15 protein-coding genes are annotated in these 15,722 nt (G+C 36.5%); 9 read left to right on the top strand and 6 right to left on the bottom strand.

Translation table 11 applies throughout. The features are described from left to right. The 5 genes from ACUN8G_RS00460 to ribH form a co-directional block, all read left to right on the top strand. A partial coding sequence (locus tag ACUN8G_RS00460; protein WP_445480883.1) for a GIY-YIG nuclease family protein occupies nt 1–305 on the top strand: 305 nt, incomplete at its 5' end. A gap of 131 nt (nt 306–436) precedes the next feature. Then, nucleotides 437–886 carry a bifunctional diaminohydroxyphosphoribosylaminopyrimidine deaminase/5-amino-6-(5-phosphoribosylamino)uracil reductase RibD gene (gene ribD / locus ACUN8G_RS00455; protein WP_437346670.1) on the top strand — a complete coding sequence of 150 codons (450 nt, stop codon included), beginning with the start codon at nt 437–439 and terminating at the stop codon, nt 884–886. After that, the gene (locus ACUN8G_RS00450) at nt 879–1,514 is read left to right on the top strand and encodes a riboflavin synthase (protein WP_437346669.1); all 636 of its coding nucleotides are present in this window, start codon (nt 879–881) and stop codon (nt 1,512–1,514) included. Before ribD ends, ACUN8G_RS00450 begins: the two co-directional genes overlap by 8 nt. Before the next feature lie 3 nt (nt 1,515–1,517). Further along, entirely contained in the window at nt 1,518–2,735 is a 1,218-nt protein-coding gene (locus ACUN8G_RS00445) for a bifunctional 3,4-dihydroxy-2-butanone-4-phosphate synthase/GTP cyclohydrolase II (protein ID WP_437346668.1), read from the top strand. A 12-nt stretch (nt 2,736–2,747) separates the two neighbouring features. Then, on the top strand, nt 2,748–3,212 hold the full coding sequence (gene ribH, locus ACUN8G_RS00440; protein WP_437346667.1) for a 6,7-dimethyl-8-ribityllumazine synthase: 465 nt from the start codon (nt 2,748–2,750) through the stop codon (nt 3,210–3,212). Here the strand turns inward: ribH and uvrA are convergent. Beyond that, nucleotides 3,198–6,041 carry an excinuclease ABC subunit UvrA gene (uvrA, locus tag ACUN8G_RS00435; RefSeq protein WP_437346676.1) on the bottom strand — a complete coding sequence of 948 codons (2,844 nt, stop codon included), beginning with the start codon at nt 6,039–6,041 and terminating at the stop codon, nt 3,198–3,200. The genes ribH and uvrA overlap by 15 nt on opposite strands. Nucleotides 6,042–6,121: 80 nt before the next feature. Between uvrA and ACUN8G_RS00430 the strand changes: the two genes are divergently transcribed. Together ACUN8G_RS00430 and ACUN8G_RS00425 are read left to right on the top strand one after the other, a co-directional pair. After that, nucleotides 6,122–6,754 carry an IMPACT family protein gene (locus tag ACUN8G_RS00430; RefSeq protein ID WP_437346666.1) on the top strand — a complete coding sequence of 211 codons (633 nt, stop codon included), beginning with the start codon at nt 6,122–6,124 and terminating at the stop codon, nt 6,752–6,754. Between the two features lie 102 nt (nt 6,755–6,856). Further along, complete coding sequence (locus tag ACUN8G_RS00425; RefSeq protein ID WP_437346665.1) at nt 6,857–7,297, top strand: RrF2 family transcriptional regulator; 441 nt, start codon at nt 6,857–6,859, stop codon at nt 7,295–7,297. Between the two features lie 39 nt (nt 7,298–7,336). Here the strand turns inward: ACUN8G_RS00425 and ACUN8G_RS00420 are convergent, their stop codons facing one another. The 5 genes from ACUN8G_RS00420 to lepA are packed head-to-tail and all read right to left on the bottom strand — an operon-like array spanning nt 7,337 to nt 13,128. Continuing rightward, nucleotides 7,337–7,768 (bottom strand): hypothetical protein, encoded by a 432-nt coding sequence (locus tag ACUN8G_RS00420; RefSeq protein WP_437346664.1) that lies wholly within the window; start codon nt 7,766–7,768, stop codon nt 7,337–7,339. Beyond that, a complete protein-coding gene (locus ACUN8G_RS00415) occupies nt 7,765–8,409 on the bottom strand; it encodes an O-methyltransferase (protein WP_437346663.1) in 645 nt (214 codons plus the stop codon). The genes ACUN8G_RS00420 and ACUN8G_RS00415 overlap by 4 nt, the downstream gene beginning before the upstream one ends. Nucleotide 8,410: 1 nt before the next feature. Continuing rightward, nucleotides 8,411–10,408, bottom strand: a complete 1,998-nt coding sequence (locus tag ACUN8G_RS00410) for a S8 family serine peptidase (protein WP_437346662.1) — start codon at nt 10,406–10,408, stop codon at nt 8,411–8,413. A 6-nt stretch (nt 10,409–10,414) separates the two neighbouring features. Beyond that, nucleotides 10,415–11,317, bottom strand: a complete 903-nt coding sequence (gene lepB / locus ACUN8G_RS00405) for a signal peptidase I (protein WP_437346661.1) — start codon at nt 11,315–11,317, stop codon at nt 10,415–10,417. Nucleotides 11,318–11,334: 17 nt separating this feature from the next. Beyond that, on the bottom strand, nt 11,335–13,128 hold the full coding sequence (lepA, locus tag ACUN8G_RS00400; RefSeq protein ID WP_437346660.1) for a translation elongation factor 4: 1,794 nt from the start codon (nt 13,126–13,128) through the stop codon (nt 11,335–11,337). Nucleotides 13,129–13,261: 133 nt separating this feature from the next. Between lepA and ACUN8G_RS00395 the strand changes: the two genes are divergently transcribed. Together ACUN8G_RS00395 and ACUN8G_RS00390 are read left to right on the top strand one after the other, a co-directional pair. Continuing rightward, nucleotides 13,262–15,085: an outer membrane protein assembly factor BamB family protein gene (locus ACUN8G_RS00395; RefSeq protein ID WP_437346659.1), complete on the top strand. Its 1,824-nt coding sequence runs from the start codon at nt 13,262–13,264 to the stop codon at nt 15,083–15,085. After that, complete coding sequence (locus ACUN8G_RS00390) at nt 15,072–15,722, top strand: HAD family hydrolase (RefSeq protein ID WP_437346658.1); 651 nt, start codon at nt 15,072–15,074, stop codon at nt 15,720–15,722. The genes ACUN8G_RS00395 and ACUN8G_RS00390 overlap by 14 nt, the downstream gene beginning before the upstream one ends.

Below are 15,722 nucleotides of genomic sequence, written 5' to 3'. Positions count from 1 at the left end.
AAGGTCTGCAACCCGCCTTAGGCGGGCGAATCCGACCGCCGCCTCTCCATTTTAAGCATAACATTGTTATGTTTTACGTTTACGTCTTAAGAAGTCTAAAAGACAATAAAAGGTATATTGGACTCACCAATGATATTGCTCGTCGATTCTCTGAACATCAACGTGGCCTTGTAAAATACACTCGCAATCGTCGTCCTTTTGAATTGACTTACTATGAATCCTTTTCACAAAAGTCCGACGCCATGAAAAGAGAAAAGTTCTTCAAAACTGGCAAAGGACGAGAATATCATATTATCCCCTCTTAATTTTACATATAAATTTTAATCTCATAATACTAATCCAAGTCAATCATATTTCTATCCCAACAATTAATAGAGCAATAATTTTTTTACTCACGAAATAAAGTTATTTTTGAGATATCAATTTTAATATTTCTATGGATGCAAATAGAGACAAAGATTATATTTTACGATGCTTTGAACTAGCACTCAAAGGCGAAGGAAAAGTAGAGCCTAATCCGATGGTTGGTTGTGTAATCGTCAAGGATAATAAAATATTATCCGAAGGTTATCATGAATATTTTGGCGGACCACATGCAGAAGCCAATGCTATAAATAATGCAAAAGAAAATCTCGAGGGAGCAACACTTTATTGTAATCTTGAACCGTGTTGCCATACAAACAAAAAAACTCCTCCTTGCGTACCGCTGATAATTAAAAACAAAATTAAAAAAGTTGTTATCTCTTCAATAGATCCTAATCCGCTGGTAAATGGCAAAGGAATTGAGAAACTACGCCAGGCCGGCATAGAAGTAATAGTAGGCATTTTAGATGACGAGTCAAAAGAGTTAAATAAAAAATATTTTGAAAGTTTGAAAAATGTTTAGCGGTATCATTGAAGAAATAGGTTGTATAGAAAAAATCGAGAAAATTGAAAACGGAATTAAGTTTTCAACAAAATGTAACCTGATTTTTGAAGATTTAAAATTGGGCGATTCTGTCGCCGTTGATGGTGTGTGTTTAACTGTAACTTCGATAGATAATAAAATTTTTACAGTCGAAGCTGTAGGTGAAACTTTATTTAAAACTACACTTGGAAAAATTAAATCGGGTGATTATGTAAATTTAGAACGCGCAATTAGATACAACGAAAGAATAGGTGGACATCTTGTGCAGGGACATGTTAATCATAGAGGTAAAATAAGAAGCATAATACCAAAAGGAGAAAATTATTTATTAGAAATTTCGTATCCATATGAATTGAAAAAATATTTTATTAAAGAAGGGTCAGTAGCAATTAATGGCATTAGTTTAACTATTGCCCAATTATACGATGAATACTTAGTAATTTCTGTAATTCCATACACGTGGGAACATACAACACTGAAATTTAAAAAAACAGGCGACCTGGTAAACATTGAAGTTGATTTGATTGCCAAATATGTAGAAAGATTACTTAATTCAAATGAAGATTCAAATATTACTATAGATAAATTAAAAAAGATGGGTTACTAAAAAATGTCAAACGAAAATAAGTTAGACACAATTGAGCATGCGATCGAAAAATTCAAAAAAGGCGAGATGATTATTGTAGTTGATGATGCCGATCGCGAAAATGAAGGCGATATTATAATGGCTGCTGAATTTGTGACACCAGAAGCAGTAAATTTTATTACACGCGAAGCGAGGGGTATTCTGTGCGTAGCAATTACTCCTGAAAGAGCAGATCAACTTGGACTCGACTTAATGGTTAAATATAACACATCTCCCCATCAAACCCCTTTTACCATTTCAATCGATTACAAATACGGCACAACAACCGGTACATCAGCTTTTGATCGCGCAAAAACAATTAAAGCAATAGCAGATAATAATGCTAGAGCTGATGATTTCATGCGTCCTGGACATGTTTTCCCACTTATTGCTAAACGTGGGGGCGTTTTGAAAAGAGCCGGTCATACTGAAGCCGCTGTTGATCTGGCTCGCCTTGCTGGTTGTTACCCCGCAGGCGTATTATGCGAAATACTGGATAGCGACGGTACAATGTGTCGTGGGGACAGATTAACTGAATTTGCTAATAATCATAATTTATCAATTATCTCAATTGCCGACTTAATTGAATACCGCCGAAAACGCGAAAATTTAATTAATAAAATCGTAGTAGTCGACCTTCCATCCAAATACGGCGATTTTAAATTGCACTTATATGAAAGTACAATAGAACCTCATGAAAACGCATTAGCACTTGTTAAAGGAAATATATCCGATGGGAATCCCGTCTTAGTTAGGGTCCACTCAGAATGCTTAACAGGCGATGTCTTTGGTTCTTTAAGATGCGACTGCGGAGATCAACTGGTCACAGCGCTCGAAATGATTGAAAAAGAAGGTCGAGGAGTACTATTATATATGAAACAAGAAGGAAGAGGAATAGGACTGGTAAATAAATTACTGGCTTATTCTCTACAAGAAAAAGGAAAAGATACTGTAGAAGCCAACGAGGAACTCGGCTTTAAGGCAGACCTGAGAGATTATGGAATGGGTGCTCAAATCTTGAAAGATCTCGGTATTTCAAAAATCAGATTACTCACCAATAATCCGAAAAAAATTATTGGACTAAAAGGCTACGACCTCGAAATTGTAGAACGTGTGCCGATAGAAATTCCTGCTAACGAAGTAAATAAAAGATATCTTAAAACAAAAGCCGAAAAATTGGGACACATGATAAAAAATTTATAATAAGGAGGAAACATGGTTAAAATTACAGAAGGCCTACTAAATGCAGAAGGCAAAAAGTTTGCAATTGTGGTCTCACGTTTCAATGAAATGGTTTCCAAACAATTATTAAACGGAGCACTCGATTGTTTAATACGCCATAAAGCCGCTGAATCGAACATTCAGGTATTCTGGGTACCCGGATCATTCGAAATTCCTTTAACCGCACAGAAATTGGCTCAAACAAAAAAATATGATGCTATAATTTGTTTGGGCGCAGTAATTAGAGGAGGTACACCACATTTTGAGTATGTTGCCTCTGAAGTTGCAAAAGGGATTGCCAATGTTTCATTAAACACCGAATTACCTGTAATATTCGGTATTATTACAGCAGATTCAATGGAACAAGCTCTTGAAAGAGCAGGTGTTAAAGCTGGTAATAAAGGTTGGGATGCAGCACTATCTGCCATCGAGATGGCTGATTTATTAAGTAAAATTTAAATTATAAGTTAATTCTTTTTTCAGAAATTTTCCCGTAATGCTTTCTTCAACATTTGCAATTTCTTCGGGCGTACCGGCGGCTATAATATTTCCGCCGGCATCACCTCCTCCAGGTCCAAGATCGATAATATAATCTGCCACTTTTATTACATCCAGATTGTGCTCAATTACAATTACCGTATTCCCCTTATCGACAAGTTGATTCAATACATTTAATAAAATTCTTACATCTTCAAAATGGAGACCAGTTGTTGGTTCATCGAGCACATATAATGTTTTGCCAGTTGCCACTTTACTCAATTCTGCAGCTAATTTAATACGCTGTGCTTCACCACCCGACAAAGTAGTAGCCTGCTGACCCAATCGAATGTAACCCAATCCGACGTCATAGAGAGCTTTAATTTTTCTTTGAAGTACGGGTAGATCTTCAAAAAAATTCAGAGCTTCCTCAACTGTCATCTCCAGAACATCAGATATTGATTTTGTCTTGTATAGAATTTCGAGGGTCTCTCTGTTGTATCTTCTTCCATTGCAAGCTTCGCAAACCACATAAACATCCGGCAAAAAATTCATTTCGATTTTTTTAACTCCATCGCCACCACATTCTTCGCATCTACCTCCTTTGACATTGAAACTAAAACGCCCAGCATTATAACCACGCACTTTCGATTCAGGTAGCTGCGCAAATAGATCTCTGATATGCGTGAAAATACCCGTGTAAGTAGCTGGATTTGATCTAGGAGTCCTGCCGATTGGCATCTGGTCAATCTCGATTATTTTATCAATATATTCGAGTCCTCTTATGTCTTTATAAGGCAGTGGAACAACTTTAGAATTATAAATTTTCTTATAGAGTACGGGAACCAGAGTCTCGTTAATCAATGTTGATTTGCCAGATCCACTAACCCCTGTTATAAGAGTTAATGTACCAAGAGGAATTTTGAGATTTACGTTCTTTAAATTATTTCCAGATGCCCCTATCAATTCCAGAAATTTACCAGTACCTTTTCTTCTCTCTAAGGGTATATCAATCTTCTTTTTATTTTTTATGTATTCAAGCGTTAGCGAATTAAATCGATCGTCAATTTCCATTAATTCTTTCGTTTTCCCAGTAACGCATATTTTACCTCCGTGTTCTCCGGCCTTGGGGCCGAGGTCAACAATGTAATCAGAGTTTTCAATTGTTTGTTTATCATGTTCAACAACGATGACGGTATTGCCAAGGTCGCGCAAATTCTTTAATGATTCGATAAGTCTCACATTGTCTGATTGGTGCAATCCAATACTCGGTTCGTCAAGTACATAAAGTACACCCGAAAGTTGCGAGCCGATTTGTGTTGCAAGTCGTATTCTTTGCGATTCTCCGCCGGAGAGAGTCCTGGCAGAACGTCCTAAAGTCAAATAGCTCAGACCTACGTTCATTAAAAATTGTAATCTCGATTTTATTTCCCTCAGAATTTGTTTTGCAATCAATTCTTCTCTTTCGGTAAGCTTGAGGTTATTGAAATATTTTAGGGCATTATCGATCGATAGATTTGAAACTTCGGCAATATTCAAATCGCCAACCTTAACAGACAATGCTTCCTTCTTAAGTCGTCCACCGTTGCAGGCAGAACACGTATGAGTACTCATATAAGCTTCTGCCCATTGACGAACTTTATTTGACGATGTGCTTTCATAGTAATGTTTAATATAATTCAAAACCCCACCAAACTTATGCATATAAGTAACTTCTTTATCGCCGGCGTATGTATAAGTAAAAGGAATTTTTTCCTGTGTACCGTTTAATAAAACATCGAGTTGTGTTTTATCCAAATTTTTAAGGGGAGTATCGAAGTCAAAACCAAATTGTTTCGCAACACTTTCAAGTTGTTTAAAAAACCAAATTGATCGGGGTTTCCCCAGAGGTGCAATTCCTTCCTGGTTAATAGATTTGTCCCAGTCGGGTATAATCAAATAAATATCGAGCTCTTTTTTTTCTCCAAGGCCATCACATTCTGTGCACGATCCGTAAGGGGAGTTAAAAGAAAATGAATTTGGTGCAAGTTCTTGAAATCCGATACCACAATGTGCACATGCAAAATCTCTACTGTACCAATGGTCATTTTCCCCATCGTTAATAATTACACTTCCATTACCGTAATTTAGAGCTACTTCAACCGATTGACGAATCCGATATTTGGAAGCCTGATTAACCTTCAATCGATCGATAACTATTTCGATGTCGTGTGTTTTATATCTATCCACTTTAAAATTATCAATTAATTCGTGTACGACCCCGTCAACACGTACCCTCAAAAAACCATCCCTGAGGATTTCATTAAACAATTCTCGATAGTGCCCTTTCCTGCCGTGAATGACCGGCGCAAGTATTTGAATTTTTTTCTCAGCAAATTCATTCAGTATAATATCAATAATCTGGTCGGACGATTGTTTTTCAACAGGTCTACCGCAATTATAACAGTAAACTTTTCCAATCCGTGCATAGAGTAATCTGAGATAGTCATAAATTTCGGTAATAGTACCAACAGTTGAGCGTGGATTGCTTGCCGTAGTTTTTTGTTCGATAGAAATAGAAGGACTTAATCCTTCGATTAAATCGACATCTGGTTTTTCCAGTAGAGTCAAAAATTGGCGTGCGTATGTCGATAACGATTCAATGTAACGCCGCTGTCCTTCTGCATAAATAGTATCGAATGCAAGCGTAGATTTACCCGAGCCGGATAAACCTGTAATAACCGTAAGAGTATCACGCGGAATTTCCAGATCGATATTCTTCAGATTATGTTCCCGCGCTCCTTTTATTATAATTTTATTATGTTCTTCCATTTCAATAAATTTGCTCAAGTTCAATCTCTTATTTTATATAATAAACAGACTAAAATCAATCCATTTTTCTACTTATACCAATGACAACAATAAAAACGTTGAAAAAAGAGAGTCAATATAAATTCAGGGAAAAAGGTTCGCTCTTTCTGTCGCAGGGTTTTCCTGCCGAGACGATTGATGCTGCAGAAGAAATTCTGGAACGCATAAGGAAAAAATATTACGATGCCACGCATAATTGTTATGCTTTCAAAATTGCCGACGGGAATTTTAGATATTCTGACGACGGCGAGCCGAGTGGCACTGCCGGCATCAGAATATTAAATGCCATAAATCACTTTGATTTAACAAACATAATTGTGATTGTAACCCGCTATTTCGGGGGTGTTAAATTGGGCGTAGGTCTACTCGGAAAAGCTTATTATAACGGAGCTTATGAATTGCTCAGAAACTCAGAAATTAAAGAATTAAATCTTTTTTTGAGGACTTCTCTAAAATACAATTATAAGCATTCAAGTTCCGTCCACCATTTATTATCAAAATACGAAGCTGTCATAGAAGACAACATTTTCACATCTAAACCTGAAATTATTTTTAGCTTGCCAGCTCTTAATTACGAGCAGTTTAAATCTGACCTCGAGAGTCATTTTCCCCCACAAAACGACGGCAAACGCCCGATAGAACTTACAGAAAGACTTGAAAAAATTTACAAATAAATTTTATATATCATATCCGAAAATATTGACAAATATGGACTAAATAACTAATTTTAATTAAGATATAAATCTCTTTTTAATAATCTTAGAGAGGACTGAAGTATGATTTACACCAAAACTGGAGAATATGCAATTAGAGCAATTTTATTTTTAGCGCGCCAATCGAAAGACAGATTAGTAATGTCGTCTGAGATTGCTAAAAGCGAAGATATTCCTTCACATTATTTGGCAAAAATCCTTCAGAGAATGGCAAAATATGGCTATGTCGATTCGTTTAAAGGCAGAGGTGGCGGCTTTAGAATTACCGAATTGGCAAAGAAAAGTTCTATTCTGGAAATCGTAGAAAGAGTCGAAGGACCAGTTATTAACCTTAAATGCGTTACGGGCTTAAAAGAATGCTCCGAAGAAAATCCATGCCCTCTGCACGACGAATGGGAAGAATTAAGAAATAGAATTTATAATTTGATATCAAGCAAGTCGGTGCAAGAAGTAGCAGAAAAATATGCAGAAACCCTCAGTAAAAACACCTCACGTCAGAAATAACATTTTGTGAAGGGTTGGTAGCTCGTCTTCAACCCTTCTTTACTTGCCGTATTTCATGTCGTTAAAATAGAGCTTTAGAAAACTCAAATCCTCACATAGAAATTTCAAATTATTCATCGATTCGTAAGTAAGCTGTAGATATTTTTCCTCAAAAATTGTGCGAAGAAAATCGGTAGCATTAGACAAAATGCTTACCAGTAATTCCCTGATTTTGATAATAGTGTCAAGATATTCTTTCTCAATTGTCTGTAAATATTCGTTCTCCAGATGTTCGTCTTTTCTCTGAATAATGCTGATAATACCCCTCGAAAATTTGGCATGAAACGAAAGCTGTTCGAGCAATTCCAATTTATCCGACTTTATCGATAATTCAGCCAGTCTATAGATATCTTCTTTAAAATGAAGTTTACCTTTAGATAGATCTTCGATGTAATTACAAATTTTTTCCGCTTCTAATTTTGAATCTTTCATTTTAATTTAACTCCTATACCGATACCGTCGCCTACGGGAAGGATAGAAGAACTGAGTGCCGGATGCTCTAAAAAAAGTTGATTGAATTGACGAATTATACTGGTTGACTTATTATAAGAAAGAGGTACACGATTGGCAGCAGGATAACCATGCCACAGCAAATTGTCGATGAATAATATTCCCCCTTTTTTAAGAAGCATTAACGAGTAATAAAAAAGTTTTTCGTAGTCTTCTTTGTCGGCATCGAGAAAAATAAAATTATATTTTTTTTGAAGCGAAGGCATTATCGACAAAGCGTCGCCCTCTATAATTTGAATCTTATCTGATAGACCTGAGCGTTCAATGAACTCAGCTGCTAGTACTATGTTATCTTTACTTTTCTCGATAGTATCGATCACCCCCTTTTTTCTGAGTTCTTTTGCAATCCGTATGGTTGAATAACCGATTGCCATACCAATTTCGAGAACTCTTTTGGGGCGCGAAATCAGTATTAATTGCTCCAATAATTCAGCAGCTTTCCAGTCGAGTATAGGAATTCTGTTATTGAGGGCAAATTCCTCCATCTCAAAAATGAGAGGGTCGTCATTCTTACGTAGTTTCTTAAGATAGTCTATCTGAATCTTATTAATAATTTCCGGCATATTACCTCATCAACATGATTTTAATAACTTTTTGCTTCCCATTAATCAAAAACCTGCAAAAATATATACCGTTCGAAACATATTGATTATTATTACTTGATCCGTTCCATTTGAACTTATGCCAGCCTTCGTTTAAAGCTCCCTCATAAAGCGTATAGACCTTTTGTCCCAATAAATTATATACACTCAGTTCAATATTGCTCGTTTCGGAAAGAGCAATTTCAATATTTGTTTCTGCATTGAAAGGATTAGGATAGTTCTGAAGTATTGTGGGTTCAGAAGGGATTCTTTTTTCTACGACATTCAAATTATAACCAACGTTAAGCAAACCGTACTGAATTTTATAGTATCCTGACGATGGGACCCGTATTTCTTTTCCGTCTATTTCGTATGTATAATAAAACGACATTACTTCTCCATCTGATAAAACAGGAAGTTCGAATTGATAAATATTTTTTTCCTTTTCAACAAGTGGATATACAGAAAAATTCACATTGTCGGTCGATATATATATTTGAGGAACAGTAATCTCATTACTCATAGTATCAAAAAAAGTTTTATTGAGAATATATAAACTCCCAATTTTGTTCAGATTCGGGAAATTGATTGCTCGCAAAGAGGATATTAAGCCCCACCCTCTTTCGTTATTTGGAGAGGAAGAGTTATCGCCTGCCTCGAGCATAATGTGTCGTATTTGGTCATTAGTAAGATGCGGATAAAATGATTTTAACAAAGCAGCAATGCCCGCTGTTATAGGAGTCGAAAAAGAAGTGCCGTTGCCGGAATAATAGCCATCGGACGTGGCATAACTTACGGCTGAACCCAGTGCCACAAGTTCAGGTTTAATTCGTCCATCGGCCGTCGGTCCACGGCTACTGAAACTCGTAACTCTGTTGCTATCATCTACAGCGCCGACAGCAATTACATTAAAGGCATCGGCAGGACTTATAATTTTCCCGTACCGATTATCGCCGAATTCTGCGCCCCAACTTGTTGTACCTTCATTCCCCGCCGAGGTAAAAGTTGCCACACCAAATTCAAAAGCTTTATTTAGTGCACGCGCAACTATTGTCGTTCTACCATTCATATCTTCAAAAAGATAGGAAGATTCGGGTTTATCGAAAATATTATATCCGAGTGAACTGCTTATAATAAAAGCACCATTGGCTTCGAGCCATTCGACTCCAGCAGCATAATTGTCTTCTTCCAGATGTGTTTCAGACGAAACATTTTCTGTTTTTGCCAATAAATAAGAAGCTTCGTAGGCAGGTCCAATTATATTACCGGGATCATAACCGGCAATAATAGATAAGACCGCCGTACCGTGCCTGTCCTGATTTGCGAGGTCTCCTTTTAACGGCTCGTTCTCAGTAATATTGTCATTTTGAATGAAATCTTTTTCACCAATTACATTCACAAATTTCAAGGCAGGATTATCCCTGTAACGAAATCCAGTATCTAATAAACCTATAATAACACTTTTACCAGTTATACCATGATCGTGGATGTATGGAATATCTGAAAGAAGATTTTGTTTTAATGAGTAACCGTAGTTTTCTTTAAAAATCGATTTTCTAATCGAGTTACTAAACAATTTATTATAATTTTCGGGGTATACGTAATTATATTTTTTTACTTCACTGACTGAATCGACAAAAGGAAGAGATTTAATTTCGTCGAGTTTACCCTCTTCTATATAACATGAAACCGCATTGAACCACTTGAGCTGATGTACAATTTCAGCTCCCAATTTTTTGAGTTTATCAACATAACTTGAATTTAGAGGCAAGTCTTCATAACGGAGTAGATTGTTTTCACCAAAAATTTTTTTCCGTCTTTCGATTGTCGACGGACTCAGTAACGAGCGGATCTTACCTTCGTCAATTTTTTGAAGACTGCTGATATCTTCTTTGTCTTTAAAAAAAACAAAATACTTCGACTGGGCAGATAAATATTCAGTGGTGATTAGCAAAAAGCAAGATATAATAATAAATTTCATTATAAATCAGTGGACTAATTTAGCAATTCGATTAAGTCGAACAGAGCCCAGCAATTTAAAGAAATCGGAAAAAGGTATTGAAGGATCCCACGACCAATAAATCATAAAGGCTTGGCCAATAACTTTGTCGCGCGGCACAAAACCCCAGAAGCGGCTATCTGCGCTGTCATCGCGATTATCTCCGAGCATAAAATAATAATCTTTCTTAATTGTGTATTCGGTAACTTCTTTCCCATCAATCAAAATTTTATCACCCGCCACTGTGACAACTCTTCTTCCAAATTCTCTGTCAATTATTGTTCGCCACTGTTCTATGTTTTGTGTCGATAATTTTATAACATCTCCTTTTTTGGGAACTACGACTGGACCATAATTGTCTTCGTTAAAATTAGCTCCCTTTGGAAATATTCTCGGGTTAGCCACTCCTTTCGGTGTTACATAAGGGTTTGCATATTGAATATATGGCGGAATCCAGGCTTCTTCTCCATTTATGAACACAACCTTATCAATGATTTCAATTGTATCGCCCGGTAAACCGATGCATCTTTTTACGTAGTTGCTAATTACACTCGGACGCAACTCGTCCCTGTCGCCTGGATATTCGAATACAACTATATCGTACCTTTCGGGATCTTTTATAGCTGGCAATTCAAAATATGGCAATACAATGTTTGTAAATGGAATTGTACGAGGAGAAGTTGCTCCGTAAATAAATTTATTGACAAAGAGGAAGTCACCAATAAGTATTGTCTTTTCCATCGAACCTGTTGGTACCCTCGATGTTTCTATAAAGAATGTCTTAATAAATAGAGCAGCAATTGCAGCATAAAAAAGATTCTTAAATTGATCATAAATTTTTTGGAATGTAGTTTTGACCGGTATTTCGGATTTTTTGTTTTTGTGTTCCATATTTTTCCCAGTTAGTATTAGTCTTCAATTTGCAAAACTGCCAGAAAGGCTTCCTGAGGAATTTCCACATTCCCGACCTGTTTCATTCTCTTTTTACCTTCCTTTTGTTTTTCAAGTAGTTTCCTTTTTCTTGTTATGTCGCCCCCGTAACATTTAGCCAGTACATTTTTTCTGAGTGCTTTTATATTGGTTCTGGAAATTACTTTATTACCAATAGCGGCCTGAACGGCAATTTCAAACATATGACGTGGTATCAATTCCTTCAATTTGGTACATACTTTCTGACCCCACGTATAAGCTTTTTTTTCGTGCACAATGATTGATAGTGCATCGACTTTTTCTCCGTTCAGTAGTATATCTAGTTTTACCAGGTCAGATTCTCTGTAGCCAATAAATTCGTAGTCGAAAGAAGCATAGCCTCGCGAAATCGATTTTAATTTATCATAGAAGTCAAATATGATTTCCGACAGAGGAAATTCAAATGCCATGTCTGCTCTTGTTGGATCAATATAAGTAGTATTTATGTAAACACCTCTTTTTTCAATAGCAAGTTGCATTAAGTTCCCGATGTATTCGCTGGGAGTTACAATTTGTGCTCTAACGTACGGTTCTTCAACTCGATCAATTTCACCCTGCGGGGGCATATCGGCGGGATTGTCTACAATTACTTTTTCACCATTCTTTTTGTATACCCAGTATTCAACGTTAGGTAAAGTTGTAACAATCGACTGACCGAATTCTCTTTCCAATCTTTCCTGAACAATTTCCATATGAAGCATACCGAGGAAACCGCATCGGAAACCAAATCCCAGCGCAGCAGAGGTTTCTGGTGTGAAAGTTAGTGAAGAATCATTGAGTTTGTATTTTACGAGGGCGTCCCTCAAATCTTCATAATCATCTGAATTGGTAGGATACAAACCACTGTAAACCATCGGTTTAATTTCTTTATAACCGGGTAGCGGCTTTTCGGCACCGTTGCGTACATGCGTAACAGTGTCGCCTACTTTGGTATCTTCAAGTTCTTTAACATTGGCAATCAAATATCCCACATTACCCGCTTCTAATTTGCCCGTCCTGATGCGATTTAAGTGGAGGATTCCAATTTCCTCAGCCAGATACTTTTTCCCACTGGCAAAAAACTTTATTTCATCTTTTTCATTTATTATGCCGTTGACTACTCTTATATACGCTATAGCTCCACGATACGAATCAAATATTGAGTCAAATATCAGAGCTTGTAATGGAGCATCAGGATTTCCCTGGGGGGCCGGCACTCTTGCCACAATAGCCTCAAGTATCTCTTTGATACCCACGCGTGTTTTAGCACTAGCCAAGATAATTTCGTCTTCTTTGCATCCAATTAAATCAATTATTTGTTTTTTTACCTGGTCAATCATCGCGCTGGGCAAATCGATCTTATTAATCACGGGAATTATTTCCAGACCTGCATCGATTGCCATATATAAATTTGAGATTGTTTGAGCTTCGACACCCTGTGCTGCATCGACAACAAGTAAAGCACCTTCGCAGGCAGCCAGCGAACGCGAAACTTCATAAGAAAAATCGACGTGCCCTGGAGTGTCAATTAGATTCAGGATATAAGTATTGCCATCGTCAGCATTGTAATTCATCTGAATGGCGTGGGATTTAATGGTAATCCCTCTTTCACGCTCCAGATCGAGACTGTCGAGTAATTGTTCTTTTGCTTCCCTTTCAGAAATTGTATGCGTGAATTCGAGCAATCCGTCGGCTATTGTCGATTTTCCATGATCTATATGAGCTATGATACAGAAATTGCGTATGTTTTGCATGCCTAAAAATATATAATCCGTTGCGAAATATATAAATAAGTGACCCTATTTACAATTTACTCATTTTTCCACAACTCCAACTTGCCAATCAATTTTTTATTAAATTTGTACCTGTATGCTAAGGACAATTTATATGAAACGATTATTTCTCATTTTCATTCTTTTCAACTTTCATACTCTTCTTGCACAAAGTTTGAGTATTGCAGTCCTTTCATCTCCAGATGTCTCAAATTATAGTAGTGCGGAACTCGATTCGTTAACAAATTACATTAACTATAAAAGCAATGCAGACCTGATAATTTTAATCGGAAATTTAATCGATGATTATCAATCTGTAACTAAAATAAAGACATTTTCAGATAAGATTAACAAAGACCTACTTTTCCTTCCTTCGGCCAGAAACCTTTCAAAAATTAACTCAATACTGACGATGCCGGAAATATTCAACGACAGGTTTGATTTAAAGTTAGATAAATTTTTTCTGTTGGGTACTTCTCCTCTAATACCGTTCAAAAATTATCGTCATATTTCGGGGGAATTTTTTAACTGGTTGAGCGAAACACTCGATACGATTTCATTGTCGGAAGAAATCTACCTTTTTCTGCCAGAACCGGTTAACAACCTGGCCGATAACTGGAAAGAGATGCTAAAGATAATCTCTTCAAAAAATCTCAAACTTATTGTTTGCGGAAATTCCTCTCGCACTGAATTAAATAACATTTACGGCTATCCGGTACTCAACTTAGAAAATTTTAAATCAGTAAAATCAAATAAGTGGGAATTGCCTGAAATTCAGATTACGAAGGATTCGATAATCATTCAATACGGAAAGTTGCTTGAAGTTATAGATAAGACAATAGAATTAACAAAAGAAAAGATTGAAATCGACACGAACTCACTTCCAGATTCGACAATAGTATTTAAAGCATATCTTGAAAATGATTTGTACAGCCGTCCCATTTACTACAACAATAAATTATTTATTGCCGATGCTTCTGGCATTCTAACTTGCCGGGATACTAACGGTGATATCCTTTGGGATTACGATCTTAACGGAGATATCCACGGCTCAATTACAATGGCAGATCGAACGATCAATGCAGTTACTTTCCAAGGCGACCTGCAATCTGTTAGCTTAACTGGCGAACAATTTCAGTCAATCGGCTTCAACGAATATATAACCACCTCCCTATTGCCAATAGACTATGAGGGCAATAAGGAATTAATGATTCCCAAAGTTACCAAATCGAAGAAAGCACTTGTCTTCGGTACCAATGAAGGTAAAGTTTATTGCTATGATCTAGAAACTTTACAAGAATACTGGGTTAACGATATATCGGATGACGCTATCAACGACAATCTCATCATTCACGACAATAAAATTTTCTACACATCCGACGACGGATTTTTATACTGCATTGACGCCCGTACTGGACTTTTTATATGGCGATGGAAATACAAAAAAGGGATTGAACTTTCCAATTCCGAATTAATTATTACATCGAACTCGATTTTTGCAGTAGCTGACGACGGCCAACTTTTTTGCATCGATTATCTTCTCGGGAAATTAAACTGGTACAGAGATAAATATAAACTAAGAAAAGAACTTAGCCTCAGCAGCGACGGCAAATATCTTTTTTCATTCAATGATGAAAAAATACTGGTATTTGCCGTAAACACTGGCAATATAATTAAAGAAATAAAACTAGACCAAAAAATTAATTTCCATGCATTTCCTCCACTCTATTTAAACGACAATATGTATATCCTGGCTGTTGATGGAATAATTTATGTGTGGGACGGCAATAAAAAAATCAAAAGAATTTTTTCTTCAGGGAACGCGCCAATTCTAAGCATGTCTGTATTAAATGATTCTAATATATTGATTTCCACAACTGATGGGCTGATATTCAATCTAAACTTGAACAAACTGGTAAACTGGAATGAAAAATTTTGATGGAATTATTTTTGATATCGACGGCACTTTAGCAGATACTCATGAACTCATTTTCGACACATTCAACCATGTAATCGAAAAATATTTAAATAAGAGAATGAGCAATGATGAAATCGTCGCCCTTTTTGGTCCCACGGAGGATGTTATACTTAAGGAGTATTTTGCTGAAAGATACACCGATGCAAGGAATGATTATTACAATTATTACCAAAAAAATCATAAAGAAAAGGCTCCTGCATATCCTGGCATCGAAGAAATCTTAATATTCCTGAAGAGCCGTTCGATACCTGTTGGAATTTTTACCGGGAAAGGGAGACAATCCTCTGAAATCACTTTAAAAGAACTCGGATTGCTCGACTACTTTGATTTAATAATAACGGGCGACGATGTTGAAAATCATAAACCCGATCCAGAAGGTATAAGACTCTTTCTCTCGAAATTCAATCTTAAAGAAGAAAGAGTACTTATGGTAGGCGACGTTGCCAATGATGTTAAAGCGGCGCGGGATGCAGGCGTTAAATGTGCACTGGTTTTGTGGGATAAATTTTCACGAGAGAAATTTTATAATGTCGAAACTGACTTTAAGTTTTACAGTGTGGAAGAATTTAAAGAATTTATTAAGCACAATTTCGATTAA

Source organism: Melioribacter sulfuriphilus (assembly GCF_052656625.1).
This window is presented reverse-complemented; position numbering and strand designations above follow the sequence as displayed.

Coding starts and splice junctions, on each gene's coding strand:
- ribD (WP_437346670.1), top strand. CDS start 437: ATGGATGCAAATAGAGACAAAGATTATATTTTACGATGCTTTGAACTA.
- ACUN8G_RS00450 (WP_437346669.1), top strand. CDS start 879: ATGTTTAGCGGTATCATTGAAGAAATAGGTTGTATAGAAAAAATCGAG.
- ACUN8G_RS00445 (WP_437346668.1), top strand. CDS start 1,518: ATGTCAAACGAAAATAAGTTAGACACAATTGAGCATGCGATCGAAAAA.
- ribH (WP_437346667.1), top strand. CDS start 2,748: ATGGTTAAAATTACAGAAGGCCTACTAAATGCAGAAGGCAAAAAGTTT.
- uvrA (WP_437346676.1), bottom strand. CDS start 6,041: ATGGAAGAACATAATAAAATTATAATAAAAGGAGCGCGGGAACATAAT.
- ACUN8G_RS00430 (WP_437346666.1), top strand. CDS start 6,122: ATGACAACAATAAAAACGTTGAAAAAAGAGAGTCAATATAAATTCAGG.
- ACUN8G_RS00425 (WP_437346665.1), top strand. CDS start 6,857: ATGATTTACACCAAAACTGGAGAATATGCAATTAGAGCAATTTTATTT.
- ACUN8G_RS00420 (WP_437346664.1), bottom strand. CDS start 7,768: ATGAAAGATTCAAAATTAGAAGCGGAAAAAATTTGTAATTACATCGAA.
- ACUN8G_RS00415 (WP_437346663.1), bottom strand. CDS start 8,409: ATGCCGGAAATTATTAATAAGATTCAGATAGACTATCTTAAGAAACTA.
- ACUN8G_RS00410 (WP_437346662.1), bottom strand. CDS start 10,408: ATGAAATTTATTATTATATCTTGCTTTTTGCTAATCACCACTGAATAT.
- lepB (WP_437346661.1), bottom strand. CDS start 11,317: ATGGAACACAAAAACAAAAAATCCGAAATACCGGTCAAAACTACATTC.
- lepA (WP_437346660.1), bottom strand. CDS start 13,128: ATGCAAAACATACGCAATTTCTGTATCATAGCTCATATAGATCATGGA.
- ACUN8G_RS00395 (WP_437346659.1), top strand. CDS start 13,262: ATGAAACGATTATTTCTCATTTTCATTCTTTTCAACTTTCATACTCTT.
- ACUN8G_RS00390 (WP_437346658.1), top strand. CDS start 15,072: ATGAAAAATTTTGATGGAATTATTTTTGATATCGACGGCACTTTAGCA.